This window comes from Streptomyces sp. T12 (assembly GCF_028736035.1).
Taxonomy (GTDB): Bacteria; Actinomycetota; Actinomycetes; order Streptomycetales; family Streptomycetaceae; genus Streptomyces.
Genome location: NZ_CP117866.1, coordinates 5,026,639 through 5,051,182, shown reverse-complemented (window position 1 = coordinate 5,051,182; position 24,544 = coordinate 5,026,639). Strand labels below are relative to the sequence as shown.

The window sequence follows — 24,544 nt, the reverse complement described above, 5'->3', positions numbered from 1 at the left end:
CGTCAGAACCGCAGTGGTTGCGTTCCTCCGGGATCGGAGGAACGTGCGACGCTTTCCCGGATCATGCTGTCGCTGGCGTGCAGAGCCGCCGTCAGTTCTCCTCGCAGCTCGTCCGGGAGGATCCCAGCACCGAGGGCGCAGGCGTGCACCAGCGCGCGACAGTCCTGCACCTGCCGGTCGGTGGCGATCTCGGTGAACAGAGGATGAGCCAAGTTCTCGCGGGCCGCGTAGCCGTCCTCGGCGTCCGTCGTCCTGCGGTGGAGGTCCGCGACGATGCGGTGCGCGGTGAGCGCCCCGGCGGAGCCGATCGCGTCGAGGATTGTGAGTCCGAGCCGGGTGTCGAAGACGGTCATCCCGAGTTCGGTCTTCCGTCCGAGGTAGGCCGCCACCAGGTCCGCCAGGTGGCCGTCGATCGGCTGCCCGGCGTCGCGGCGGCACAGGACGGTCAGGCATGCCGTGACGGCTTGCTCCCACGGATCGCCGGGCATTGTGTCGGCGAGGAGGACAGTGGCCCACGAGGTGTCACCCGCAACGAGGGCGGCGAGCACGGCGACCTGTCGACCGTCGAGCATCCGCTTTCCGATGCCGTGGTGGGCTTCGATGTGCGCCAGGGCCTCGTCCCATCGCCCCTCGGTGGTGAGGGTGCGCGTGCCGTCGGCGAGGAGTACGCGCCACAGCCACGCGCGAACCTCCTGGCGGTCTTCGTCGGTCGCAGTGAGGTCCGCGGGTACGTTGACGCCCTCGAAGCGGGCGGCCGTGCCCGACTCGACGGCCTTGTACAGGTCGAGGAGTCGCTGACGGCCCTCATCGGCGTGACCGGCGCGGATCTGGAGGCGGGCCAGGTTGACGACCGGTTCCAGTCCTCGGATAGCGCTCATGCCGGGCAGGGGGCAGGCGTGGAGGTAGGCGGCGGCGTGCTGGTGGCACATCTCGCGGGCGAGGCCGGGAAGGCCGAGGTCGGAGGCGATGAGCGCGGCCTGGTTGTAGACAGCCGATGCAAGCCCCTGGTCGGTCTTGTTCACCGCAGTGTCGGCCAGGTCGACGAGACTGTGCACACGCTCGGGCAGGGGCAGGCAGGCGGGGCGGAATCGAGCGACGAGCGGGAAACGCTGGGCTATGGGGCCGTGCGGGTCCATGGATCCCCCGGGTCGAGAGTGACGACTGCTGAGGCGACGGTGCCCGCCAGCCGTGTGCCGACGGGCGCCGTCCGCTACGCGTGGGGCGTCATCGCCAGTCGACGACGATGCGGTTCAGCGGGGTGTCGAGGGCGAAGAGACCGGAGCGCTGCTCGATCTCGGGGGTGTCCAGGGGCTGGATCTCGAACGTGGCCTCACGGCCTCGGTACTCCCTGTCCCAGGTACGGATGGTGTCGGCGACCTTCGCGGCCAGCTCGTCGCTGCCGGGGCCGTGGCCGATGACGCCGAACTCCCAGAGCTTGTCGCCCTCGGGGGTTTTCTTCTTCGAAAGGCGCCGGGCGAGGTATGTGACGGCACCCTTGTCGACGACCGCGGTGGACGAGGGGTAGGGGTCCTCGGTGAGCAGAGTGCCTTTGGCGCTCTGGGGGAACAGCATCCGGATCAGACCGGAGGGCAGGGAGCTGGTGACGAACAGTTCCATCCACTCGGGCGACTCCATGGCGCGGACCGTCATGCCAGTCCACTCCTCGGTGCGCGGCTGGTCAAGTACGCCCGCGAGGGCGTCGGCGTCGATGTTGAGCCCGGCGGGGGCCTGGAGTCGTACGGCGCCGTCCGTGCTGAGAGGGATCACTCGGCGGTCGTCGTCAGCGATGCCCCGCCGGAGCGGCATGAAGGTGTTCATCTCGCTGCCGAGGGACACCCACCGGCCGTCGCGCTGCTCGTAGGCGATGGAGCGGGAGACGGTGCCCTTGAGGCGCTGGGGGACGAGGAGTCGGCCGCCGGGTGCGAGCTGCTGCAGCCAGGCGTGCGGTACGCCGTGCGCGCCGACGGTGGCGATGATCCGGTCGTACGGCGCTGCTTCTGTGTAGCCGAGGGCCCCGTCGCGGGTCACGGCCTCGACGTTGGTGATTCCGGCGGCGGCGAGGTGCGTGCGGGCACTCTCCACGAGGTCGTCGTCGACGTCGAGGGTGGTCACGTGTCCGCTCTCGCCGACCAGGTGAGCGAGCAGACCGGCGTTGTAGCCGGTGCCGGCACCGAGTTCGAGGATGCGCTCGCCGGGCTGGGCTTCGAGCTGGTCCAGCATGAGGGCGACGACGCCCGGCTGGGAGGCGCAGGAGATGGACGTGCCGTCGGTGTCGTACTTGATGTGCACCGGTGCATTGGCGTAGGCGTCTTCGAGTGGCGCGTCGGGCACGAACACGTGGCGGGCCACGGTCCGCAACGCGGTCTCGACGGCGGGCGTGCGGGCGTGTCCGTCCGCGCGGAGCTGGTCGACCAGGGCGTTGCGGAGGCGCTCGGCGTCCGCCGTGGGAATGGTGATCGTGTCGGTGTTCACCGCGCTGACGCTATCGATGTCGGCCGTTGCCTCGGTGGGCGACGCGGTGTGGTCACTCGTTCCCATGACTACCTCTCGTGCGATCTGGGACAGGGCGCTCTGGTCGTCCCGGAGGAGACCGGCGCGGTTGGCGTGGAAGATCACGTGGTGGGCAATGACGGCTCGCAGGCCGCGGGTGAGGGCGCCGCGGCCTGCGAGGTCGGCGAGCGTGGCTCCGGCCCGTTCGAAGGCGGTCACCCATTCCTCGTGAGCGTGGAGTGGGCCACCCGGGCGGCAGATGCTGTGGGCGTCGGCGGTCATGAGCTTCCGCATGGGCAGAGCCAGTTCGGCAGCTCGTTCGGGTGGTTGTGAAGCGGTGGCCGGTCGAAGAGCCGCTACCTTCGCCCATGCGTCACCCTGTTCGAACCAGTCGAGTCCAGCACCGCGCATCATGACGCTCGCCAGCAGGACGGCGGTCTCCCGGCGTCCCAAGTGCATCGGGCTCAGCTGGTAGGTGAGCAGGTGGCGGGAGTCGCTGTGGAACAGTTCGTGGGCTGCGTCCACGGCCTCGGGCCCGCCGAACGTGTCGGTCTCGGGCTCGTAGACGCCGGGCAGGCACGACACGGCCACGCCATCGCCGATGAGATCGCTCAGGAGCGACTCGATGGCTGGTGAAGGCTTGCCTGCGAGGTAACGCAGCGGCCAGGGCTGCTTGTTCATGAACCACCAGCCGGTGAGCTGCCCGTTGGCCTCGGCCTCGATCAGAGCGGGGCCGAGGCGTTCGGCGATCGTGCGCCGGGCGCTCTCACGGTCGGCGAAGGTGATGTTGTGCTGCTGCCAGCGGTCGGGAGGCATTCAGGTCCTTCGGTCGGTGGTTCAAGCGGTGAGGAGGCAGGCGTCCCAGGCGGACTGGGGTGGTGCGGCGGTGCTGGGCGCGAGGAGGGCCAGGGCTATGCCGACGGCGCCGTCGAGGAGGCCGGGGCCGCCTTTCTCGTCCTGGATGAGCGCTGTGGCCATGAGTTCTGGGTCGGTGCCCGGGGGAGTGATCTCAGCCAGGAGGGCCGGGATCGCGGCGCGGAGTCTTCCCGCGGTCGAGGGGTGAGCGTCGTCGGCCGTACGCGCGGCAGTGTGGGCGAGGCCGGCGAACCCGTGGCAGAGGCCGTTGTCCGTCGTGGCCTTCAGCTGCTCGGGATCGGTGAGGGCGGCCACGAGCGCGTTCTCCGCGTCGATTTGCCGGCTGGCATCGCCGAGGGCCAGCGCGGCAAGCTGCTGGGCGCGGGCGAGGCCGGCGGTGCCGTAGCACCAGGATGGCCGTCTGGGGGCTGACGGGCCGAGGCGCCCGTTGCGCAGCTCGCCCTGAGTGACCCAGTACGGCCAGACCGGTCCACCGCCGGTCTTCTGCTTCCAGCGGTCCAGCCAGGTCAGGATGGTGCGCAGTGCTGCGTGGTGCCCGTCGGTGACGGCGCCGTTCCGGGCGGCGACGGCCAAGAGCGAGAGAACGCCGCCGATACCGTGCGCCATACCGGTGTTGGCGTGCCCGCCGGGGAATCGGTCGTCCGGGTTGCCCGAGGGCCCGGTCTCCGTCCACCAGCCCGGCAGGGTCTCGCCGTGGTGGGTGATCGGTTCGGTGAGGCGCACGCAGTAGTCGAGAACGGCGCGCATCGTGGAGCTGCCGGGGTTTCGGCGCAGTAGGTATGCGCCGTATCCGGTGAGGCCCCGGATGGCGTCGAACTCGGCGAGCTGTGGCAGGCGTTCGGCGTCGATGCGGCGGTGTGCGGCGTCGAGACGCCGTCCGACGTCGACTGCGATCTGGCCGTCCATCGTGTCGAGGGCGCCTTGGTAGGAGTCGGGCAGGTGGTCGGCGGCGCAGCTCAGGGCGTGGGCGAAGGCGGGTACTCCGTAGAACGGGTGGCTGTCCGGGCCGCTGGTGAGCGGCTGCCGGGTGGCGGCGGTGAGCCAGTCGTGGGCGCGGTGCCAGGGGCCGAGGCCGTTCGCGGCCAGCTCGATGTGCAGGAGCGCGATTCCGGGCGGGCCGTAAGCGAGGTGCTGCCGGTCCGAGGACAGCGTCTTGAAGCCGAGGGGCAAGGTGTCGGGGTCGGCAAGCCGGGCGGCGATGGCGTCGACCAGGCCGAGCGCGGGATGGTCGGTCACGAGGCCCTCGCCTTGGTGCGGGCGGTCCAGGCCAGGGCGGCGGCGCGCGCCAGGTAGAGGCACACCTCTTCCTCCGGGAAGTTCACGGCGACGTGGCGCACGAAGTGGACGTGGAGCAGGGAGGTCAGGACGTCGTTGACGGCGATGCCCTGGGTGTCCGGGCCGGGCAGGTGCGGCCGGTACGCGGCGAGCGCCGCTTTCCGGTCGGCCCATCCGGACACGATGGCGTCTCCGCCGGGAACACTGCGCAGGGCCGACCAGTCGTCGCTCGGGTCGGCGAGCCGTACGGCCTCGGTGAACTGCGGGCGTGGAACGGGCACGGGTGCTGTCGGCGGGACGTGGTTGATCAGCCATTGCATCCCGGCCTCGGTGGTGCCGAGGAAGGCGGACGCGATAGCAACGGTGTGGGCCGCCACCAGCGTGCGCTGGCCCGGACGCTGTGGCTGCGCGAGTTGCGCCAGGACGGCGCGCGAGTCCGCCCGGAACACCTCCTCGGCCGCCTCCCATGCGGTGCCGGAGCCCCAGCGGCCCATCTCCCGGTAGGAGGTGGGATAGCGCAGGTCGGCCAGCAGGCCGATGCTGCGTAGCTCGTCGGCCCAAGCGCTCACCGTTCGGGCCGTGTCGGCGAAGGCTTCCGGGTTGGGGAGGGCGATGCGTACGCGGAGGTGCTGGTCCGGGTCGCGGAAGCGGATGAACCACCACGGCGGGTTGCCGAGCTGTTCGAGGAGGCCGGGAAAGTGCCGGGAGAGCAAGACGTCTTGGCGGCGGGGGTCGCTGTAGAGGGCGGCCAGAAGAACCGAGGAAGCGGCGGGCGTCTGAATCTGGGCCGCAGACAGGGCGCGGGCCCGGGTGGGGGCTGGCAGTGGCGGCCATGCCGACGGCCTGGTTGCTTTGAGGGGCACCACGACCTCGTGGGCTCGCCCGCCGCACCAGCCGTACGCCTCCGGTTCCGGGGCCTCGACGAGCACGGCCAGGCGCGAATGGTCGAGATGCCGGCGCAGGAGCGCGCGGTGGCCGGCCTCATCGAGGTCGAAGAAGAGGCGCCGGTCGTCCTCAACGAGATGGACGCGGCGAGGCAGCCTCCGCCGGGCACGCCAGTCGGCGAGCGCGGCGTCCCATTCGGTCCGAGGGCGGGTATGGCCGGGTAGCTCGGACGCCTCCAGCCGCCAGCGCGCCGGGGCCAGCACGGTCCGGCCGTACCGCACACGTGGAAGGAACGGCATCGCTGCTGCGGCGCCCCAGTCGAAGACGGTGACCTGCGCACACTGGGCGCGGGACAGTTCGGTGAGGAACCGCACCAGCGGCGGGGTGTGGGTGCGCAGGTTCAACGCGTGCATCCCGACGGCCTCCACGCGGTGGCCCCGCTCGGGGACGGCGAGGTACATGCGGCGGCCGTCGCACCCCACAGCCAAGTCCTCCGGGGTGAGGACGGTGTCCTGCGGAGCGCGGTGCTCCTGAAGGCTGATCACGGTGGGCAGGACCTGTGGGGAGCGGGTGACGTGGGCGCTCTCGGAAAGCAGGGGTGGGAAAGAGAGCTGCGCGGGCACGGTGTTGCCGTCCGCGGCCGGGAGGTCGGCAAGCTCGGCGGCCAGGGCCTCGCGGTCGGCGGGGGCCAGCACGCGGAGGAATCGGCCCGTGGAGACGCCGGCGCCACGGGACACGCTTGCGACCTCCAGCCGGAACCGCCCACGCTGCAGCTCCTCCAGGCTGGACGCGTGCACGCGCACCCCGATTTCCAAGTGCGGCGGCAGCCGAGGCTCGTCGGGACCCACGTCCAGGGCCTCGATCTGTTCGTCCGTGAGGGTCACTTCGTCGCGGCCGTCGAGCGCGGCGGTCTGAGCCAGCCGTACGAGGGCGTCATCCCGAGCGGAGACGCGGGGCCTGCGTGCGCCGGCCGGAGCGCCTGGGTAGCCGTCGGGATAGCCGGTGCCGCTGTCCGCGACGACCTCCGCGAGCGGCACCATCGTGCCGATGCCGTACCGCTCGTAGAACCGCTGGTGGTACTCGTTCCAGGCGGCGGTCCCGTACGGGCGGATGCTCAAGCGGGTCAGGATGAGAGCGGCGCGCTCGACCTCTCGGGCGACCGCTTCCGGCAGAACGATCTGCGCGTCCAGGCGCAGGTCAAGCGCGACAGGGTGGCGACGCAGGTCAGGGACGAGGTCCCGCATCCGCGCCGCGACGCTGTCCCGGCCACCGTGCGTGGCGCACTCCTCCAGACCCGCCCGGACCGCGCGGAGTTCGCGCACGGTCTCCGCGACCGGGGCAAGGCTTCCAGCGTCGATCGCGTCGAGTTGACTCACCAGATACCCGAGGGCGTCGGTCTCAGTGCTCGGAGCGTGCAGGCCCGTGATCAGCACTCGCCGCCGGATCAGCTCCGCCAGCAGTTGACGCGCCTTCTCGGGACCGGCCTCGGGGAACTCCGCCTGGAGCCTGTCCACGAGGGTGCCGAACCGGATCGGCACCCGGGTCGCGGCCAGGACCGCGCGCACCGGTCCAGTCAGGGCCAGAGACGCCTCGACCGCGCGCGTCCGCTCGTCCTGGACGTCCGGCTGGAACGGCACGATGAGCCGGTCTCCCCGGTACGTCACGGTGTCGTTGATGACGACGGGCAGCCGTTCGAGGAGGACCGGGCATGACTCCAGCCGTGCGCCCAGGGCCGCCAGCCACTCTGCCCCCGCGCGGCCCACGGCCACGTGTTCCTCGCCCCAGTCGGCCCGCGCTTGCGGGCCGAACTCCGCGGCGGCCACGCCGGCGAACAGGCCGAAGGGCGTGGCCCGGTGTTGGGCCCGCAGCAGGTAGCGGGCCACGGACAGCGCTGCGCGCTGCACATCACGGAGGGCTGGATACTCGGTCGTACACAGGGCCCCTACCTGCGCGGCCAGGACTGGGCTGGAGTGCTGGAGTGCCTCGACGACGTCCTCGTTCGCCCAGACCGCGCGTAGCCACGCCACACGGGCAGACGCACCACTGGGCGAGCGGTCGTCGAGGTCAGGGCATGGAGGAAACGGCAGCGAGGGCCGGGCCACGGCACGCACGAGAGCAGTGGAACCGGTGCGGAACGCTGCGGGCGAAGCAACCACCAAGTACCTCCGTGGTGAGGGGGGCGGGCGGCTGGTGCCGCCGCGTGGAGACGCGGCGGCACCAGACCGGGGTGACCTGGGGCCGAATCAGGCGACGTTGGTGGTGCAGGCGCCGCAGGTGGACCCGCAGTTGTCGTCGGTCAGGTTGACCAGACCCGCCGGGTCGGCGATCTCAGCGAGGGAGACGTCCAGGTCGAAGCCGTCCGATGCCCCCGGCATCTGCGGACGAACTTCGGTGCGGCTGAGAACTACGGTGCTGCGCGTCATACTTCAACTCCTCGTAATCGTTGTGGTGTTACTGGGCTGGAGCGCCCACCAGGTGCCGTCAGGGGAGCGTTGCCAGATGGCTGCTCCCTGAACGGCTCCTGGCCGCCCAGCACGAGGGGACGTGCTCCGCGTAGGAAGTCCTCACGGGGTTCCTGCCTCACGCCGGGAAGTCGTGTGTCGAGAGTCTGATCAAGCGGATGTCGGCCGCCGCTCCATGAAGTAGGCGAGCGCCTGGGCCTTGAGGCGATCGAGGCACGGCTCGCACGCGTAGAAGGGCGCGTGCTGCCCGTCCCACTGCACCGGACCGAGCCAGATCACCAGGACCCCGGTACGCCCGCAGCCGAGCCAGCAATCACCGGTGATCCACGGCTACTCCATGGAAGGACGTCCCCTTTCTCAGCTGGTCGGGATGGTCGATCTGGCGGCCTGGCAGTGGGGAGCGCAGGCCCAGAGCTGGAACGGCAGACCCCGGTGGCGTATCTCGCCCAGCCGCCGACCGCTCGCTCCCAACGGCCGAGCGCAGAGGGCGCAGTCCATGGCCATCTGCTGGCGGGGCCGGAGTCGAGCGAGATCCGGAAGGGGCGACGGTGCCGTGGCCGAGATACTCACTCGCCGCCCCCGGTACGGAGTTCCGCCCAGACCTCTTTGCCCCAGGGGCGTCTGCCCGAGCCGTGCAGGTCGTAGCCCCAACGGTCGGCAACAGCATCGACGAGGAGCAGCCCACGCCCCGACTCGTCGTCGTCAGCCGCGTGGCTGAGTATGGGCAGACGCGATGGCTCCCGGTCCACGACCCCGACACGCAGCCGTGTCGCGCTCGGCCGCCCAACCGTGAGACGGATCTCGGGACACGGAGTGTGCCTGGAGGCGTTCGCGATCAGCTCCGTGACGATCAGCGCGGCACGGTCGGCGAAGCCGTCGAGGTGCCATACACCGAGGACGTCTCGGACGAGTTCGCGGCCGAGCTCGGCCGTGGACGGCTTGCACGGGAAGGTCTGGCTGTACGTGGGGTGGCCGACGGAGAGGGCCTCAACTGGTGTTCTCAGACTCGTCATTGGGGTGGAGCCTTCGTGTCGTCTCGGCGCCCGGCCCGCCCCCGCGGGGGAACCTCAGGGGCGGGCCGGGCCGTCAACAGCCGCCCGCACGGTGGGGCGCGGCGGGCGACCAGCACCCAGACAACTCCCTTTCCCACCAAGCTGGTTAGGGCGTTCAGGCATTCAGCCGACGGACCCGCCTAGGGCGTTTTGACCTGCCCTTTACCTGGTGGGGAGGGATCGCGCGGACTACCGTGCCCGCATGGACACCACCCGCAACACCGTTCTTGAGGCGTGGATGACCGAACACGGCTACAGCTCCAACAGCCTCGCCGAGGCCGTGAACAGCGCCATTGAACGGTTGACCGGGCGCCCTGGAGGACTCGACGGCTCATCGGTCCGGGCATGGAAAGCGGGCCGGGTCACGTGGCCAAAGTCAGCCGCCCGCAAGGCACTTGAGGACGTCACCGGACTACCCGCCGTCGCTTTAGGGTTCGTGCCACGGAGCCGGCCTTCGTCCACCCCGGCCCCACCGCAGCAGGAGGACCCCGACATGAAGCGCCGTACCCTCGTCGGCAGCATCGCGGCGGCAGCCGCAGCAGCAGCCGCACCCGGCACCGCTTCGCCGCGCCGTATCGGCATGAGCGACGTCAACCGCCTCAACAAGCGCTTCGCCGAGATCATCGCCAGCGACCACCGCCACGGCGGACAACTCGGCATCGAACAGCGGGCCGCCGCCCTCGCCGACGAGGCACTCAACCTCCAGAACGCCGGCAGCGCCACCCAGCGGGTGCGCAGCAACCTCTACGCCTCCGCAGCCGCCTTCCGCTCCTCCGCGATGTGGGCCGCCATCGACGGCCGGCGCTACGACGTAGCCAAGGCACACATGCGCGAGGCCCAGGCCCTCGCCGAGATGTCCGGCGACCAGGCGATCAAGTTCCGCATCTGGAGCCACGCGGGCACCATGTACCGCCACATGGGCCGCCCCGCCGACGCACTCGCCGCCAACGACGTCGCCCGCAACCTGCACCTCACCCGCCGAGACCCCCTGTTCGCCTCCCTCGGCCTGGCCCGCCAGGGCGCCATCCACGGCACAGCGCAGGACCGCACCGGAACCCGCCGCGCCTTCGAGCAGGCTCAGGACGCCATGCTGCGCGCCGACCCCGCCGACTACCGGCCGGTATGGATGCTCGCCTTCTACGACCAAGCCGAACTGGACTCCCTGGCCCTGTCGGCGCACCTGGCGCTCGGCGACTACTCGACCGCCGAGTACCACGCCCACCGCTGCCTGTCCGCCCTCCGGCCCCACATGATCCGGTCCCGAGCCATCACCACCACCCGGCTCGCCCACGCCCAGCTCGCCCAGGGCGCCCCCGACGCCGCCACGGCTACTGCGATGAAGGTCCCCGCCGAAGCCGCTACCCAGCACGCCCGGGTCACGCGCATGCTGCAGGAGTTCGGGGCCGCACTGCGCGCCACCGCGCCGGGCAGCTCCACCGTGCAGACCTGGACCGAGCACACCGCCACCTGGAGGATGGCCGCATGACCACGGCGCCCGCCATCGAACTGCGCACCTTCACCACCCTCGACACAGCCCGCGGCGACCTCCTCGACGTGTACGCCGAAGTCCGCGCCCCGCTCCTCCACCTGCCGAACTACGCCGTCACCGCGTTCGGCGAGCGCCTGGACCGACACGGCACCGAGCCGGGGTTCACAGCCGTCCTCGCGTACGCGGACGGACATCCGATCGGCTACGCCTACGCCAACACCATCGAACATGGCGACCGCTACTGGCAGCGCACCAGCCCGGCGCCGGCCGAGAAGTACACCGAGCATCCGACCGTGGCTTTGAAGGAGATTGGCGTCCGGCCACCCTGGCGGAAGACCGGTACCGCCCTCCGCATCCACGACGCCCTCCTCGCCTCCCGCGACGAGCCGTACGTCACGCTCATGGTCAACCCGGCCGCCGGGGACGGAAAAGTCCACGCGCTCTACAAGTCGTGGGGGTACAAGGACATCGGACAGAGCCAACCGTCACCGGCCTCACCGGTCCTGACCGTGATGATCCGCGTCATCCGCTACTCAGGTTGAATCCGTGATGTCCGGGGTGTGGTGACGGGTCGTGATCCCTGCGGTACGACGTCTTCATGCGGTATGCGCAAGGGGGCGGGCTGACGCCTGCCGGGCAGGTGAAGCGGGAGGCCGTGCGCCTGGAGGCGGCCAAGTGGTTCGAGGCCGGGGCGGGCACGGCCCGGATCGCGGCCGAGTTACGGGTGACGGACCGGTCGGTGCGCCGGTGGCGGGCGGCCTGGCGGCAGGGCGGTGCCGGAGCGTTGGCGTTAGCGGGGCCGATGGCGGTGGAGCGGCTGTCGCTGGCGCAGTGGCAGCGGCTGGAGGCGGAGTTGAAACGGGGCCCGCTGGCGCACGGCTTCGACGACGAGGCGCAGGGCTGGACGCTGAAGCGGGTGAAGCTGCTGATCGGCCGGCTGTTCCACGTCGGCTACACCGTGCAGGGCGTGTGGCGGCTGCTGAAGCGGCATGGCTGGAGCTGCCAGGTGCCCGTGCGGCGGGCGCTGGAGCAGGACGAGGCGGCGATCGAGGTGTGGAAGGCCGAGGTGTGGCCGCGGGTAAAAGTACCGCGCACGACCTGGGCGCCCACATCTGTTTCGCGGACGAGTCCGGCCAGTCGCTGATCCCGCCGAAGGGCCGGACCTGGGCCCCGCGCGGGGCCAGACCCGTGGTGCGGGTGGCCGGGCGGCGCGGCGGCCGGGTCAACATCGCCGGCGCGGTGTGTTTCAAGCCCGGCCACCGGCCTCGGATGTTCTTCAAGCTGCACGTGAACCGCGGCCGCAGGGGCGAGCCGAAGACCTTCGCCTGGAGCGACTACCGGGACTTCATCCGCATGGTCCACCTGCAGCTCGGCACCCCCGTGGTGTGGGTCTGGGACAACCTGAGTGTGCATCTGCAGCAGGAGCTCTTCGACTTCGAGGCGGAGCACAAGGACTGGCTGGTCATCTTCCATCTGCCGCCGTACGCACCAGAGATCAACCCGCAGGAGGGCATCTGGAGCCTGCTCAAGCGGGCCCTGGCCGACTTCGCCGCCACCGACCTCGCGCACCTGACCCGCGTCATCAAGCGGAAACTCAAGAAGATCCAGTACCGGCCGCACCTGATCACAGGCTGCCTGCCGACCACCGGCCTGGACCTTCAGGGCCTGATCGAGACACCGGACATCACGGATTCAACCTGAGTAATCGGAGCACCGCCACCCCTACAAAGCTGCATGATCATTGAAAGCACCCATGCGCTACCTTCCGTGCCAACGACGGAACATGACGAGGTCACACACCAACCGAACCATCCCAATACCGCCGAGGCGCCGCCTACCCCTCACGAGTCAAGTCATGCCGTAGACTGCTTCACCGCGTTCCCCACCAAGTCGGAGTGGATTGAGTGTGGTTGAGGCTCGCCATCTGAACCGCGCCGCCGCGCAACTCTTCTCACTCGAGGGACGACGCGAAGCGCCAGACATCGTCAATTTCGAAGATCTCAAGCCCTTCTGGAGATCCTTGCGGAGTGAGATCTTGAATGATCTCGATCACTCCAGCTGGGGTCCTGGGTATGTCGAAATAGTAGAGCATCCGAAGAATCCGCTATCCGTACGCCCGATCGCGCGTTTCTCAATCAAGGATCGATTGATATATGACGCGCTAGCGGCTGTTGTGGCGGAATCGATTGAACCTCTCCTGTCGGGCCGCGTATATAGCTACCGAGCTAATCGCCCGACTACCCACTCCATCCGCGCATGGGTGAAAATGCGGGAAAGAGCAAGAGCCAAGCTTCAGCAATCTGGCACCCGAATGGCCCGTACCGACATCACCTCATTCTATGAGCATATAGATCTGAGTATCTTGTCGATGGATCTGGATTCTATAGGTGTAGACGGGAAGACCATCGAGCGATTGCAATACTTCCTGAATCATTTCTCGCACCAGAGTCACGCCTGGGGGCTTCCACAAGGGGCAACGGCATCTGGAATTTTGGCCAACACATACCTTCTACCAATTGACGAATGGTTGCTTCAAACAGAAATCGATTGGGTAAGGTATTCTGACGACATATATCTCTTCGATCGGGACGAAGAAGAACTCAGATCAATCCTACTCGGTACAAATAGGACGCTCCGAGCCCGCAAACTTTCCATGTCCTCCACAAAGACGGAGATTTTCACCAAAGAGGGTGCGGAAGATTTTCTGGACGACGCAGAAAAGGATCTGATCAGCTACTTCCTCGGTCTGGGAAAACCTTGGGCGAAAAAACTGCTACGAGACCTTTTCGCGCGCGCACTCACACAAGAGTCACTAAACGAGCGCGACATCAAATTCTCTCTTCCGCGTCTCGGCCGCATCAAAGATGATTCCGCTCTCGAGTGGGGCATGGATAACCTCCAGTCCCTGCATCACTTGTCGGAACAGATCCTTAGATACGCTGAGGCGCTACCCAGACACAGCAAGACGTTGGCGCAAACACTAGAGACACTTACTGACTCCATGCCGAACCGAGACTACCCGTACCTCGAAAGGAATATATTTCATAGTGCCCTCCGAAAAAATCTTGAATCTGCGGCGATCAAATCTCACGCATGGCGCGTACTACGGGATCACAACCGGCCTAACCTTCCCCGCGAGTTCGCCGCTAGATACATCGGTAGTTTCGCAAAGCCAGCCGATGGCCCACTTCTCAGGATGGAGTACGAGAACGAGGGAAGCGAGCATGTCCGGCGCGCGCTTCTCGTAGCCATGCACGAATCAGACTACATATCACCAACCCTTCTCCATAATCTAACGCGCTCCCCTTCACAACTTCGCTGGACAGCAGCCTATTTGCTTCGCAATCCCAGAATTCCGCACCCAAAGTAGTTGGTGGCCATGAAGAGACTTCTTTTCTATATAGCATTGTTGCTGGCATGCCTCATTGTCGCATTCACGCAACAGGGCAGCACTCTGGGCGATCTAGCAAGTGGCGGAGTGGTGGGACTCCTTCTGCCGGTCGCAGACGGGGTGGCTTCCAATGCCACGGAGATACGACACCGATGGTACTCATTTCGTTACGCTAAGTCTGAAATTCGCATTTCCGCATCCTATCTATTTCGCATCAAGGTCGACGGCCGCTACCTACTCATCCAAGGGCATCGATTTCCCCAATTCCAGCCCGTTGGAGGGGTTTACAAGATAACCAGAAGCGGCCGAGCCTTCTTGAGTGGAATCGGCGCACAGGACGACGATCTCATACCCTTTGACTCTACAAGTAAAGACGACATGCGCATTCGCATTAAGGGGAAGGAGCTGTCCAGATTCTATAGCTGGTTCGAATCGCGAAAAGGGCGTGAGGATTCCCCTTGGAGAGAGTTTTACGAAGAACTCGTAGAAAATGGACCACTCCCGCATAGCGTGTTCCCTTACATATTTCACGACTACGTGCGGCGAGATATTGACCCCATTCGGTTCAGCGAGCACGCCAATTGCCTCGAAATCCTCGTCGCGGACATCTACGAGTTGCTCCCTACCGAGGATCAGCTTTCTGCTTTGCAAAGTCTGATAGCTACTCATCCTGATTCGATACAGTGGGTCACGGAAGATATGATTCGTCGACGTGGGGCTATTCCAGGCGCTCCTCAGAGGTTCGACATAGCCCGGCATGCACAGCGCCTAATTCATTAGGAGGACGGCGTCCCATCAAGGCTCCAGTCTGCGTCAGCCCTCGACACGCGCACGTGGAGATGGTCTGCAGGTGCCAGCCGACGGTCTCCCGCCCGGTGTTCAGGCCCTGGGCAGCCAGATCCTGGCGGGTGATACTCCACGGAATTGCGGAGCCATGCAGACCATGTGCCTCCGTTCAGCGCTGCGGCGGACGCGTCGGCCGGCTCGCATCATCGGTTGTCCGCGCCCCGCGCGCCATCGCCGCCATGCGACTCGGCGCCGACTGGCACTGCTCCCTTGAACTGCGAAGTAGCTGACTGCGCCCCGGCCTTGATCCAGTCGCCATGGAAGTTGCTGCGGCACAGACAGCCGGACTCCGGGCCGAGGAAAACGTGTCCGTCGCGGAGGTCGAGCCCGGCAGCGCAACCGAGTTGTCTCACAGAAGCGGAACATTGTTCCTCGGCGCAGGTCAGTGCAGTCCATGCGGCGAAAACGCCGGTCGGTTGTCGGCAAATCCGAAATACTTGATGCCTGCCGACAACACCCAGGGGGGAACGTGGCTCAGCTCGAACTCGAAGTGCTCACGGACGATGCGTCCGAGGCAGCCGCCTTCGAGGCGTACTGGCGACTCAACGAAGACGGTGAGACGTGGGCGCAGACTGTCACGGCCATCCGGACCGAGTACGGGTTGAAGCCACAGCAGATGACCCGCATCGCCCAGCAGGCCGGCACGGCCTACCTGGCCGACTTGTTGTGCGAGTCGTGCGAGGACCCCTACCCGGTGTCCAGCCGCAGTGACCTCGCTCAAGCTCTCCGTTTCGAAAGCTGGAAGTGCCCGAGCTGCCACGAACGCGAAGTGGAAGAGCAGGCCGCGCGGGTCAAGGAACAGAAGGCGCGGCGCCGGGCCGAGGTCTACGAGCAGTACCCCGTCATGAACGGTCCCGACTTGGAGCCCGCCGACCTCACTCTTTTCGAGGCTATCGCGCTGCATACCCTCTTTAGCGACCCGGCAGTCGAAGACGCCGGGCTGACGTCTCCCACCGACATCTGGCCGAAGGAGCGCCGCTGGGCTCCCGAGCAGCTTCGGTACGACTTCGAGCGTGGGCTCTTGAAGGCTGTGCCGCGTCTGATCAAAGTGCACCCGGACTCGCACCTTGACGCCTTCGCCCTGGACGACGACGGGGAACTCAGCGATTCCTTCTACCTCGGCCGCGTCAGCTACTACCTCATGGGCCAGGCCGACGAGCTCACTGATCGGCACCCCCGTCTCCTCCAAGCTCTGAACCGCACCTTCCGGGAAGGCCCGTGGCCGACCTCCTGGGCGGGCCAGTGGCGGGAGCTATGGGACGAGCTGGTGCTGGCGGACGCACAGGACTACCTCGCGATGAAGCTCGGCGAGCACCACCTTGAGATGAACCAGGGCGAGGGGACCCGCACCGCCCTCCAGGACGCCCTGAGTACCTTCAGCCTCGGCCAGGTCTTCAACTTCATCTACCGGGCGGCCAAGGACTCCGCCGCCTATTACCAGCGTGGCGGAGTGAACAAGCGGCAGGCCGCCAACAGCACCATCGGGCGGATCAGCGCCAGCGCCGACAGGGCCCGCGCCAACGGCTGGGACGTCAAGCCCTTCGGTCGGCCCTGGAATCTCCCTCTCTCGGCCATCGGGGAGACGTTCTTCAGCAAGGTGATGTGGCAGCCAGACATGATGCAGGTGGCATCCCGCGACGCGCAGGTCCCCTTGCACGCCTGGCCCGCTGAAAACGCCGCCGAAGGCACGGAGGACGAGGGCTCCGAGGAAGTACCGCACCCGGTGCCTGGCATCGATGAGGAAGGCACCTGGATCGACCTCGGCAAGACTCCTGGTGCCACTCCGTGGCCGGACGTCAACGACCTCCTGAAGCTGGAGCCTGGGACGGTCACCGCGATCGTGTCCGTGCCAACTGCCGGCCGCTCGACAATGGCGCTGAACATCGCGCTGCACAATGCCACAGCCGACCGACTCACGGTCTTCAGCACCTGCGAGATCAACTCCGACGCGATCGAGCGGAAGCTTGTCAGCGCCACCTGCGGAGCAGATCTGCGCTACCCCGCCGACACGGTGGACTTCGACTCCCTGCGTCGCCGCGCATCAGAGTCCTCAGTCAGGGTGCCAGGCTGGCACACCCCGGCCATCGGGCTCCCGCTTGAACAGGTCTTCCGGGAAGCCGCAACTACGGTCATCCCACCGCAGCGTGGTCGCCTTGCCCTGTGGGTGGTCGACACGATCCAGAGCTACAGCGACCTGGACGAGGAGGGCCTGGCATTGAGCATGGACGTGGCACGCCGCATTGCGGAGGAACACAACCTCGCAGTTCTGATCACAGCTCGTGCGTTGAGCGAAGGGCCTGACGAGCCGCTCGAACTGCGACATGTCCCGACGCCTATCGCACGCGGCGCCGACACCATCGTTGAACTACATCGCGACGGGGTGTACTGGACGAACCTGCCCGACGCCGACTCAGCCATCGTGCGGGCTTTGAAGGTCGGAGGCAAGCAGTGCAAGGAATCCGTCTCCTTGAAATTCGAGGCGCCCTTCTGCCGTTTCGTCCGGACTGACAGGTGACCAAGCCCCCAGGTGACCTTCAGCGGTGCTGGCCCGCGGCACAGCGGGGCGCCCCGGCCGGGTGAATCAGCGTGGCCGTGCGCGAACCACAGGGCAGTCCATGGGCGCCCCAACTCGGAGAACTCATGGACTGCAGCACTGTCCTCACCGACTATTGATCTCGATGGGGGCAACAGAGGGTGCGCTGTCCTCTTGTAGGCCGAAAGCCGCTGCTCAGGGGCGTGCCGTGCGTGAGCGATGCGTGAGCGGACGGCGTGGCACAGCCTGTCCCGCGCCGGATCGGCACTCACGGCGCACATGCTCTGACCAGGTGGTTCCGGACCCCGAAGAAGCATCCGGAACCACCCAGCAAGCCTTGGCCAGGACTTTTAATCCATTGGTTGTGGGTTCGAGTCCCACAGGGCCTACCGGTGGCAGGCGAGGGGAATGCCCTCTGACCTGCTGCGCAGCGCCTGGGTCGGCTTCGGTCGGGTCGGGCGCTGCTTCGTTTTCGGGCCCGGGTGTGAGCGGCTGTTCTCCGCTGACATGCCGTCAACGCGTCGGCGGCCAGATGGCGCCGAGGATCACCTGCACCTGGCCGATCAGGTGGGGCGGGTCGAATCTGCCGGGGTCGGTGAGCGCGATGCGGCCGAAGTGTTCCGCGCAGGCGACGAGGGCGTGGGCGAGGACCTCCGGGTCGAGTGCCGGGCCCCGCCGGTCGGCCAGGACGAGGGAGAGCCATTTCTCGACCCGGCGCCGAAACCGTTCTCGGTCCGCCTCGATGCGGTCGCGGACGACCGTGGGCATGGTGCCCGGAGTCAGCAGGATCAGCCGCCAGGTGTCGGGGTCCTCGCGGAGCATCGCGGACATCCGGCGCACCGCCTCGGAGGCGAACGCGGCGGGGTCGCGCAGGTCCGCCGCGCTGGGGATCGTCTGGAGCAGTCGTCCGAAGGCGCGTGCCTGCTGCCGGTCGAGCAGTGCGGTCAGCAGGGCGTCGAGGTTCTCGAAGGCGCCGTAGACCACCGACCGGGCGACATCGGCCTTCTTCGCGATGGCGTCGATGGAGACCCGTTCGTAGCCGTCGCTCACGATCACGGCGAGGGCCGCGTCGAGCAGCTGCTCGCGGCGTTCCGCGATCGGGACGCGCGGGGCGTAGGGGCGTCGCTTGCGTGGCCTGTCTTCCGAAGAGGTGGGTGCTGACACCTTGGCAGTTTACGACACCCGTGTCTTAATTTAAGACAGCAGTGTCGTAATCGACGGCGGCGTACGCCGCGGACGCATGAGGAGCGGCTCCATGGCGAAGTCGAAGTGGAGTGAGGTCGAACCGCACGAGGACTACGGCTTCTTCGGCCCGGGGTCGGTGGTGTGGAAGGTCTGGAGCTATCCGACCGCTCCGACGGTGGGTTTTCAGCGGGCCGTGGTGGTCGAGGAACTCGACCCGCCGCTGGTGGCCGCCGTCCACGCGACCCAGGGCATCTACCAGCGCTCCCGCACTCGCTACGACCGGACCCTGCGGTACTTCGCGATGGTGGCCTTCGCCGGTTCGCGGGAGGTGTGCAAGGCCGCGGACATCCTGGTCAAGGTCCATTCCAAGGCGATCGGCAAGCTGCCCTACGGCGGCGGGACCTACGATGCCAACGACCCCGCCTCGCAGCTGTGGATCCAGCTCACCGGCTGGCACTCGATCCTCTACGCGTACGAGAAGTACGGACCCGGCAGGCTCACCGCGCAGGAGGAGAAGGAGTACTGGGAGGCGTGCGCGGTCGCCGCGGAACTGCAGACCTGCTCCCCCGACGACATCCCCCGCAGCCGTGCGGGCGTGCGGGCGTACTTCGAACGGATGCGTCCGCGGCTGTCCGCCAGTCCGATCGCCCGGCAGGCCATGAACCACCTGCTCAGGAGTGAGCTCGTCCTGCCGCCTACGCCGCGCTGGGCGAAGCCGGCGAGCATGGCGGTCGCGAAGGCACAGCGGATCGCCACGATCGCCACCATGCCGCGCTGGATGCGCGAGATGGCCGGGATCCGGCAGTCCCGCCTCCTCGACCTGCTCATCGTGCCCGTCATGAAAGCGGCCTTCGCGCTCGCCCACCTCAGCCCCAAGGCCGAACTGCGCCTGATAGCACGGCTTTCGCCCTCCACGGTCGCGGTGATCGCGCCGATGAAGCTCGGCATCCCTCCCCGCGAGGAGGAAGTGCTGACGCCCGCGGAAGCCCGCGCCCGCCACGGCTACGCCAAGCCCGCCGAAGCCCACCTCGAATTCCGGGCCCGACAGGCCGCGCGCGTCTTCGACGACGGCGAGGCGTCCAGCGACCAGGGGCTCATCGAGTCCCAGGAGATCCTGGGGCCGCTCTCGTAACCGGGGCCGATCTTCTGGTGCCGGGTGTCTGCCAACACGGGCTCGGCGCCGGGCTGGTGGGCCCGGCGCCGAGACTTATCGCGGTGAACTGGAACGACTAGTGGCCACAACTTGAGCCGGTGTGGTTCCACATTCCGCCCGCGTTGCCCTCGCCGTTCACGGCATTGCCCAAAAGGCCGGGGAGTACCCCGACCTGGCCGAGGATGTCGACGTTCAAGTCGTGCGACTTACAGCCGTGGCCATGCCCGTCGTATGCAGCGGCGGGGGCGGTGGCTATGAAGCTGAAGCTCCCCAGGATGGCGGCCGCGACAGCGGCCTTCTGAATCTTGCGCATTGCTCCTCCTCGGGTTGGGTAGAGCGCACCATTGATAGATCCACTTTGCGCTCATTTCGGAGGCTAATCCGATATCTGTCGCCGCGCTCATCGGGACTGCCATATGGGGGTCCTGAGGGTCAATCGGCTGTGACGGGGCCTCAATGTCCGCGGCCCCGGGCCGACTTCGGCTTCTCACGTTATGGCTTGCATCTATCCGTGAGAAGCGGTTAGCTGTGCCTCACGGATACATCTCCTCTCAACCGTGAGGTATGACGATGGTCGCCACCCGCACCACCAGCGAGCAGGTCCCCGCCCCGGTCCCCGTCCGCGTCTTCGGCGGCCCGACCGCCCTCATCGAGTACGGCGGTCTGCGCCTCCTCACCGACCCCACCTTCGACGCCCCCGGCGACTACCCGCTGGGTGGCGGCCGCGCCCTGACCAAGACCGCCGCCGCCTCCGCCTCGCCCGCCGAGCTCGGGCGGATCGACGTGGTTCTGCTCTCGCACGACGAGCACCCCGACAACCTCGACGTCTCCGGCCGTGCGCTGCTCTCCGAGGTGCCGTTGACCTTGACCACGCCAAGTGGCGCCAGGCGGCTGGGCGGTGCCGCTCGGGGGCTGGGGGACTGGGAGTCCGTGACCGTGGACCGGCCCGGCGGGGGCACGATCACCGTGACCGGGGTGCCCGCACTGCACGGCCCGGGAGAGCGGGAGGAACTCGAAGCGGTCGTCGGTCAGGTCGTCGGCTTCGTGCTGACCGGGGCCGGTCTGCCCACGGTGTACGTCAGCGGCGACAACGCCCAGCTCGGGCCGGTCAAGGAGATCGCCGAGCGGTTCGGGCCGGTGGACACCGCCGTTCTCTTCGCCGGCGCCGCCCGCACGGCCGTTCTCGACCGCCAGTTGCTCACCCTCGACAGCGTCCGGGCCGTGGAGGCCGCCCGGATACTCGGGGCGCGCCGGATCGTCCCCGTCCACTTCGACAGTTGGGCCCACTTCACCGAGGGGCGCGACGAGCTGGTGGCCGCGTTCGCCGAGGCGGGGTTGACCGACCGGGTGCAGCTGGGCTGACCGGCACTCGGGGGGCGTAGCCGGACCGTCTCACAGGAATGTCACAGCCTGGTCGGATAAGTCCCCCATGACGCATGGCGAGTTTGTGCCAGTCGGCGATCTCGGCTCCCTGAACTATCAAGAGAAATCGGTCCCTTGGGGGAAGCTGGGCGATCATCCGGGATCACATTCCGGACCGCGGCGGTCGAAGGTGCTCGATACGGCCGCCGACGTCTACGTTCCTTCAGCACCAGGGATCACCATGCCCACCACCCCCCACCCGGCCCCGATACCGGGCGCGACACGCGTCGCCCGTATCGCCGTGGCCGCGGGCCTCGTCGCCGCGCTCTCCGCGGCGGGGCCCATACCCCTCGCCCTCGCCGCGGACGGCTCACCCGCCACCGCGGCCGAACCCGGCGTCAAGTCCGCGCACGACAAGCTCGGTTCGGACGACGCCGACCTCCTCGCGGAGGCCAAGGCACAGCGCGACAAGACCGTCACGATGATGATCGCCACGGCGCCCGGCCAGACCGAGAAGGTCGCCGAGGAGCTGGACGCGATCAAGGGCGGCTCCGTGGGCCGTACGTACGACAAGCTCGGATACGTACGGGCCACGGTGCCGACCGCCAGGGCGGACTCGGCGATCACGGCCGCCGCCAAGCTCTCCTCCGTGCAGGCCATCGACCTGCGGGACGAAATACCCCTGGAGGAGCCGAGCCTCGAAAGCGGCGGCAAGTCGAGCGCCTCCGCGGCCGCTTACCCCGGCCCGGACAAGAACACCCCCGCGAAGAACCCGTACAACCCGTCCTTCGAGACGGGCGCGGTGGACTTCGTGAAGAAGAACCCGAAGGCGGACGGCCGTGGCGTGACCATCGGCGTCCTCGACACCGGTGTCGACCTCGCGAGCCCCGCGCTGCAGAAGACCACCACCGGTGAGCGCAAGATCGTCGACTGGGTGACCGCCACCGACCCCATCGTCGACGGCGACGGCACCTGGCGGGCGATGACCAGCTCCGTCTCGGGGCCGGCCTTCACCTACGGCGGCAAGAGCTGGAAGGCCCCTGAGGGCTCGTACCGGATCAGCACCTTCCGTGAGGACGTCACCAACCAGGGCAAGGTCACGGACGGCGACGCCGACGGCGACGTCAACCGCGACGGCGACACCACCGACGACTGGGGCGTCCTGTACGACCCGGCGGCCGGGACGGTCACCGTCGACGTCGACGACAACGGCGACTTCACCGACGACACCCCGATGAAGCCGTACAAGGACGGCCACCAGGTCGGCCGCTTCGGCACGGACAACCCGGCCACGGACATCCCCGAGAGCCAGGACTTCGTCGTGGAGGTCCGCAAGGACGTCCCGATGGATCCGCTGGGCGGCGACTGGGTCGGCAAGAAGGCCGACTTCGTCAACATCGGCCTCACCGCCGGTTCGCACGGCAGCCACGTGGCCGGCATCACCGCCGCCAACGGCATGTTCGGCGGCAAGATGAACGGCGCCGCCCCCGGTGCGAAGATCGTCTCCGCGCGGGCCTGCATCTTCGGCCCGGGCTGCTCGAACGTCGCGCTCACCGAGGGCATGATCGACCTCGTCGTCAACCGTGGCGTCGACGTCGTCAACATGTCCATCGGCGGCCTGCCCCCGCTGAACGACGGCAACAACGCAGGCGCCGAGCTCTACACGCGGCTCATCGACACCTACGGCGTCCAGCTCGTCCTCTCCGGCGGCAACTCCGGCCCCGGCGCCAACACCATCGGCGACCCGGGCCTGGCCGACAAGGTCATCTCGGTCGGCGCCGGCGTCTCCAAGGAGACCTTCGCCGCCAACTACGGCACCGGCGTGCGCAACGAGTACCAGCTGTTCAACTTCTCCTCGCGCGGCCCGCGTGAGGACGGCGGCTTCACCCCGACCGTCGTCGCCCCCGGCTCCGCGGTCAGCACGATCCCGGCCTGGATGCCCGGCGCGCCGATCGCCGAGGCGGGCTGGAAGCTGCCGGCCGGCTACGCCATGTACAACGGCACGTCGATGGCGTCCCCGCAGACGGCGGGCGCGAGCGCGCTGCTGCTGAGCGCCGCCAAGCAGCAGGGCATCAAGCTGACGCCGGTGAAGCTGCGCACGGCTCTCACCTCGACCGCCAAGCACATCGAGGGACTTCAGGCGTACGAGGAGGGTGCCGGCCTCATCGACGTCGTCGACGCCTGGAAGGCGATCAAGGCGGGCGCCACCGCCCACGACTACGCCGTCAAGGCCCCGGTCGACACCGCGCTCGACCAGGCGCTGAAGACGCCGGGCTTCGGCACGGGCGTCTACGACCGCGAGGGCGGCCTCAAGGCCGGCCAGAAGAAGACGTACGACGTCACCATCACCCGTACGTCCGGCCCCGGCGGCTCGCTCCCGCACATCCTGCGCCTGGCGAACAACAAGGCCCGCACCTTCTCGATCGTCGGCCCGAAGGTGGTCGACCTGCCGCTGAACAAGGCGGTGACCGTCAAGGTCCAGGCCGCGCCGAAGCACGCGGGCATCAAGAGCGCGATCCTTCAGGCCGACGACCCGAGGACGGCGGGCGTCGACAAGCAGATCCTCAACACCGTCGTGGTCTCCACGCCGGTCCAGCACACCTTCACCGCCTCGGGCTCGGTGCAGCGCAACAACTTCAAGTCGTACTTCGTCACCGTCCCCGAGGGCACGAAGTCGCTCCAGGTCACGCTCGGCGGGCTGAAGGAGGGCAGCCGGACGCTGTTCAGCGCCATCAGCCCGTACGGCACCCCGGTCGCCGACAACGACACCACCACGACGGACATCGCCTCCTACGAGGACCCGCTGCCCGGCGTCTGGGAGATCGAGGTCGACTCGCGCCGTACGTCGGCCCTGCTGGACAACCCGTACCAGCTGAACGCCACCGTGTACGGCGCGTCCTTCGACCCGGCGGCCGTGACCGTCCCGGAGGCCAAGGTCGGCACGCCGGTCGCCGCCTCCTGGACGGTGACCAACAAGCTGGAGGCCGTGGAGGGCAACCTCAAGGGCGGCGCACTCGGCTCGTCGAAGACCGGGCGGCCGACCATCGCCGGCGGTGAGACGCAGACCAGCACCGTCGAGGTGCCCGAGGGCACCACCTCGCTGGACGTCGCCATCGGCAAGGTCTCCGACCTGGGCTCCGACCTCGACCTGAACGTGTACGACGCCGAGGGCAAGCTCGTCGGCCAGTCCGCGGACGGCGACTCCGAGGAGGCCGTCTCCATCGCCAACCCGGCCGCCGGCAAGTACACCGTCGAGGTCGTCGGCTTCGAGGTGCCGTCCGGCTCCACCGCGTACGACTACCGGGACGCCTTCTTCTCCTCCGCGCTCGGTTCGGTCACCGTCGACGAGTCGCCGGTGAAGCTCGGCACGGGCGACTCGGCGAAGGTGGCGGCGAACGTCACGGTCGCGCGGGCCGTGCCCGAGGGCCGGCAGCTCTTCGGTGAGGTACGGCTGGTGAACACGCGCGGGACGACCGCGGGTGTCGGCGGGGTGACGATCGAGAAGGTCACGCCGTAGTCGTCGTCGGGCTGCTGTAGTCGACGTA

Annotated in this window: 19 protein-coding genes; 10 read left to right on the top strand and 9 right to left on the bottom strand. The window is 68.0% G+C overall.

From position 1 onward, the window contains the following. Positions 1-2: 2 nt before the first annotated feature. From PBV52_RS22610 to PBV52_RS22580, 7 genes are all read right to left on the bottom strand, one after another. Positions 3-1,136, bottom strand: a complete 1,134-nt coding sequence (locus tag PBV52_RS22610) for a hypothetical protein (RefSeq protein WP_274240605.1) — start codon at positions 1,134-1,136, stop codon at positions 3-5. Between the two features lie 88 nt (positions 1,137-1,224). Beyond that, positions 1,225-3,306 carry a methyltransferase, FxLD system gene (fxlM, locus tag PBV52_RS22605; RefSeq protein WP_274240603.1) on the bottom strand — a complete coding sequence of 694 codons (2,082 nt, stop codon included), beginning with the start codon at positions 3,304-3,306 and terminating at the stop codon, positions 1,225-1,227. 21 nt (positions 3,307-3,327) lie between these two features. Further along, positions 3,328-4,602, bottom strand: a complete 1,275-nt coding sequence (locus tag PBV52_RS22600) for a lanthionine synthetase C family protein (protein WP_274240602.1) — start codon at positions 4,600-4,602, stop codon at positions 3,328-3,330. After that, a complete protein-coding gene (locus PBV52_RS22595) occupies positions 4,599-7,553 on the bottom strand; it encodes a lantibiotic dehydratase (protein WP_274240601.1) in 2,955 nt (984 codons plus the stop codon). Before PBV52_RS22595 ends, PBV52_RS22600 begins: the two co-directional genes overlap by 4 nt. Before the next feature lie 216 nt (positions 7,554-7,769). Beyond that, the gene (locus tag PBV52_RS22590; protein ID WP_274240600.1) at positions 7,770-7,949 is read right to left on the bottom strand and encodes an FxLD family lanthipeptide; all 180 of its coding nucleotides are present in this window, start codon (positions 7,947-7,949) and stop codon (positions 7,770-7,772) included. A gap of 189 nt (positions 7,950-8,138) precedes the next feature. After that, positions 8,139-8,267, bottom strand: a complete 129-nt coding sequence (locus tag PBV52_RS22585) for a hypothetical protein (protein ID WP_274240598.1) — start codon at positions 8,265-8,267, stop codon at positions 8,139-8,141. A gap of 287 nt (positions 8,268-8,554) precedes the next feature. After that, entirely contained in the window at positions 8,555-9,001 is a 447-nt protein-coding gene (locus PBV52_RS22580) for an ATP-binding protein (RefSeq protein ID WP_274240596.1), read from the bottom strand. Positions 9,002-9,242: 241 nt separating this feature from the next. Here PBV52_RS22580 and PBV52_RS22575 point away from each other — a divergent pair, with 241 nt between their 5' ends. The 7 genes from PBV52_RS22575 to PBV52_RS22545 all read left to right on the top strand — a co-directional run bounded on the left by PBV52_RS22575 (position 9,243) and on the right by PBV52_RS22545 (position 17,281). Beyond that, positions 9,243-10,526, top strand: a complete 1,284-nt coding sequence (locus PBV52_RS22575) for an XRE family transcriptional regulator (RefSeq protein WP_274240595.1) — start codon at positions 9,243-9,245, stop codon at positions 10,524-10,526. After that, on the top strand, positions 10,523-11,071 hold the full coding sequence (locus PBV52_RS22570) for a GNAT family N-acetyltransferase (RefSeq protein WP_274240593.1): 549 nt from the start codon (positions 10,523-10,525) through the stop codon (positions 11,069-11,071). The genes PBV52_RS22575 and PBV52_RS22570 overlap by 4 nt, the downstream gene beginning before the upstream one ends. A 56-nt stretch (positions 11,072-11,127) precedes the next feature. Continuing rightward, positions 11,128-11,673 carry a winged helix-turn-helix domain-containing protein gene (locus PBV52_RS22565; protein ID WP_274240592.1) on the top strand — a complete coding sequence of 182 codons (546 nt, stop codon included), beginning with the start codon at positions 11,128-11,130 and terminating at the stop codon, positions 11,671-11,673. Next, positions 11,598-12,230, top strand: a complete 633-nt coding sequence (locus PBV52_RS22560; protein ID WP_274240589.1) for a transposase — start codon at positions 11,598-11,600, stop codon at positions 12,228-12,230. Before PBV52_RS22565 ends, PBV52_RS22560 begins: the two co-directional genes overlap by 76 nt. A gap of 205 nt (positions 12,231-12,435) precedes the next feature. Further along, positions 12,436-13,899 carry an RNA-directed DNA polymerase gene (locus PBV52_RS22555; RefSeq protein WP_274240588.1) on the top strand — a complete coding sequence of 488 codons (1,464 nt, stop codon included), beginning with the start codon at positions 12,436-12,438 and terminating at the stop codon, positions 13,897-13,899. A 9-nt stretch (positions 13,900-13,908) separates the two neighbouring features. Further along, the gene (locus PBV52_RS22550; RefSeq protein ID WP_274240586.1) at positions 13,909-14,700 is read left to right on the top strand and encodes a hypothetical protein; all 792 of its coding nucleotides are present in this window, start codon (positions 13,909-13,911) and stop codon (positions 14,698-14,700) included. A gap of 535 nt (positions 14,701-15,235) precedes the next feature. Beyond that, a complete protein-coding gene (locus PBV52_RS22545) occupies positions 15,236-17,281 on the top strand; it encodes a hypothetical protein (RefSeq protein ID WP_274240585.1) in 2,046 nt (681 codons plus the stop codon). Positions 17,282-17,812: 531 nt separating this feature from the next. On the opposite strand, the gene PBV52_RS22540 is transcribed toward PBV52_RS22545, so the two are convergent. Further along, positions 17,813-18,463, bottom strand: coding sequence for a TetR/AcrR family transcriptional regulator (locus PBV52_RS22540; RefSeq protein WP_274240583.1), 651 nt, complete (start codon positions 18,461-18,463; stop codon positions 17,813-17,815). Positions 18,464-18,554: 91 nt separating this feature from the next. Here PBV52_RS22540 and PBV52_RS22535 point away from each other — a divergent pair, with 91 nt between their 5' ends. Then, positions 18,555-19,616 (top strand): oxygenase MpaB family protein, encoded by a 1,062-nt coding sequence (locus PBV52_RS22535; protein ID WP_274240582.1) that lies wholly within the window; start codon positions 18,555-18,557, stop codon positions 19,614-19,616. Positions 19,617-19,713: 97 nt separating this feature from the next. Here PBV52_RS22535 and PBV52_RS22530 read toward each other — a convergent pair whose 3' ends face one another. After that, the gene (locus PBV52_RS22530) at positions 19,714-19,950 is read right to left on the bottom strand and encodes a hypothetical protein (RefSeq protein ID WP_274240581.1); all 237 of its coding nucleotides are present in this window, start codon (positions 19,948-19,950) and stop codon (positions 19,714-19,716) included. 257 nt (positions 19,951-20,207) lie between these two features. Here PBV52_RS22530 and PBV52_RS22525 point away from each other — a divergent pair, with 257 nt between their 5' ends. Next, the gene (locus tag PBV52_RS22525) at positions 20,208-20,999 is read left to right on the top strand and encodes an MBL fold metallo-hydrolase (RefSeq protein WP_274240580.1); all 792 of its coding nucleotides are present in this window, start codon (positions 20,208-20,210) and stop codon (positions 20,997-20,999) included. 241 nt (positions 21,000-21,240) lie between these two features. Next, the gene (locus tag PBV52_RS22520; protein WP_274240578.1) at positions 21,241-24,516 is read left to right on the top strand and encodes a S8 family serine peptidase; all 3,276 of its coding nucleotides are present in this window, start codon (positions 21,241-21,243) and stop codon (positions 24,514-24,516) included. Positions 24,517-24,544 lie beyond the last annotated feature (28 nt).

Coding starts and splice junctions, on each gene's coding strand:
- PBV52_RS22610 (WP_274240605.1), bottom strand. CDS start 1,136: ATGGACCCGCACGGCCCCATAGCCCAGCGTTTCCCGCTCGTCGCTCGA.
- fxlM (WP_274240603.1), bottom strand. CDS start 3,306: ATGCCTCCCGACCGCTGGCAGCAGCACAACATCACCTTCGCCGACCGT.
- PBV52_RS22590 (WP_274240600.1), bottom strand. CDS start 7,949: ATGACGCGCAGCACCGTAGTTCTCAGCCGCACCGAAGTTCGTCCGCAG.
- PBV52_RS22580 (WP_274240596.1), bottom strand. CDS start 9,001: ATGACGAGTCTGAGAACACCAGTTGAGGCCCTCTCCGTCGGCCACCCC.
- PBV52_RS22575 (WP_274240595.1), top strand. CDS start 9,243: ATGGACACCACCCGCAACACCGTTCTTGAGGCGTGGATGACCGAACAC.
- PBV52_RS22570 (WP_274240593.1), top strand. CDS start 10,523: ATGACCACGGCGCCCGCCATCGAACTGCGCACCTTCACCACCCTCGAC.
- PBV52_RS22565 (WP_274240592.1), top strand. CDS start 11,128: ATGCGGTATGCGCAAGGGGGCGGGCTGACGCCTGCCGGGCAGGTGAAG.
- PBV52_RS22550 (WP_274240586.1), top strand. CDS start 13,909: ATGAAGAGACTTCTTTTCTATATAGCATTGTTGCTGGCATGCCTCATT.
- PBV52_RS22535 (WP_274240582.1), top strand. CDS start 18,555: ATGGCGAAGTCGAAGTGGAGTGAGGTCGAACCGCACGAGGACTACGGC.
- PBV52_RS22530 (WP_274240581.1), bottom strand. CDS start 19,950: ATGCGCAAGATTCAGAAGGCCGCTGTCGCGGCCGCCATCCTGGGGAGC.
- PBV52_RS22525 (WP_274240580.1), top strand. CDS start 20,208: ATGGTCGCCACCCGCACCACCAGCGAGCAGGTCCCCGCCCCGGTCCCC.
- PBV52_RS22520 (WP_274240578.1), top strand. CDS start 21,241: ATGCCCACCACCCCCCACCCGGCCCCGATACCGGGCGCGACACGCGTC.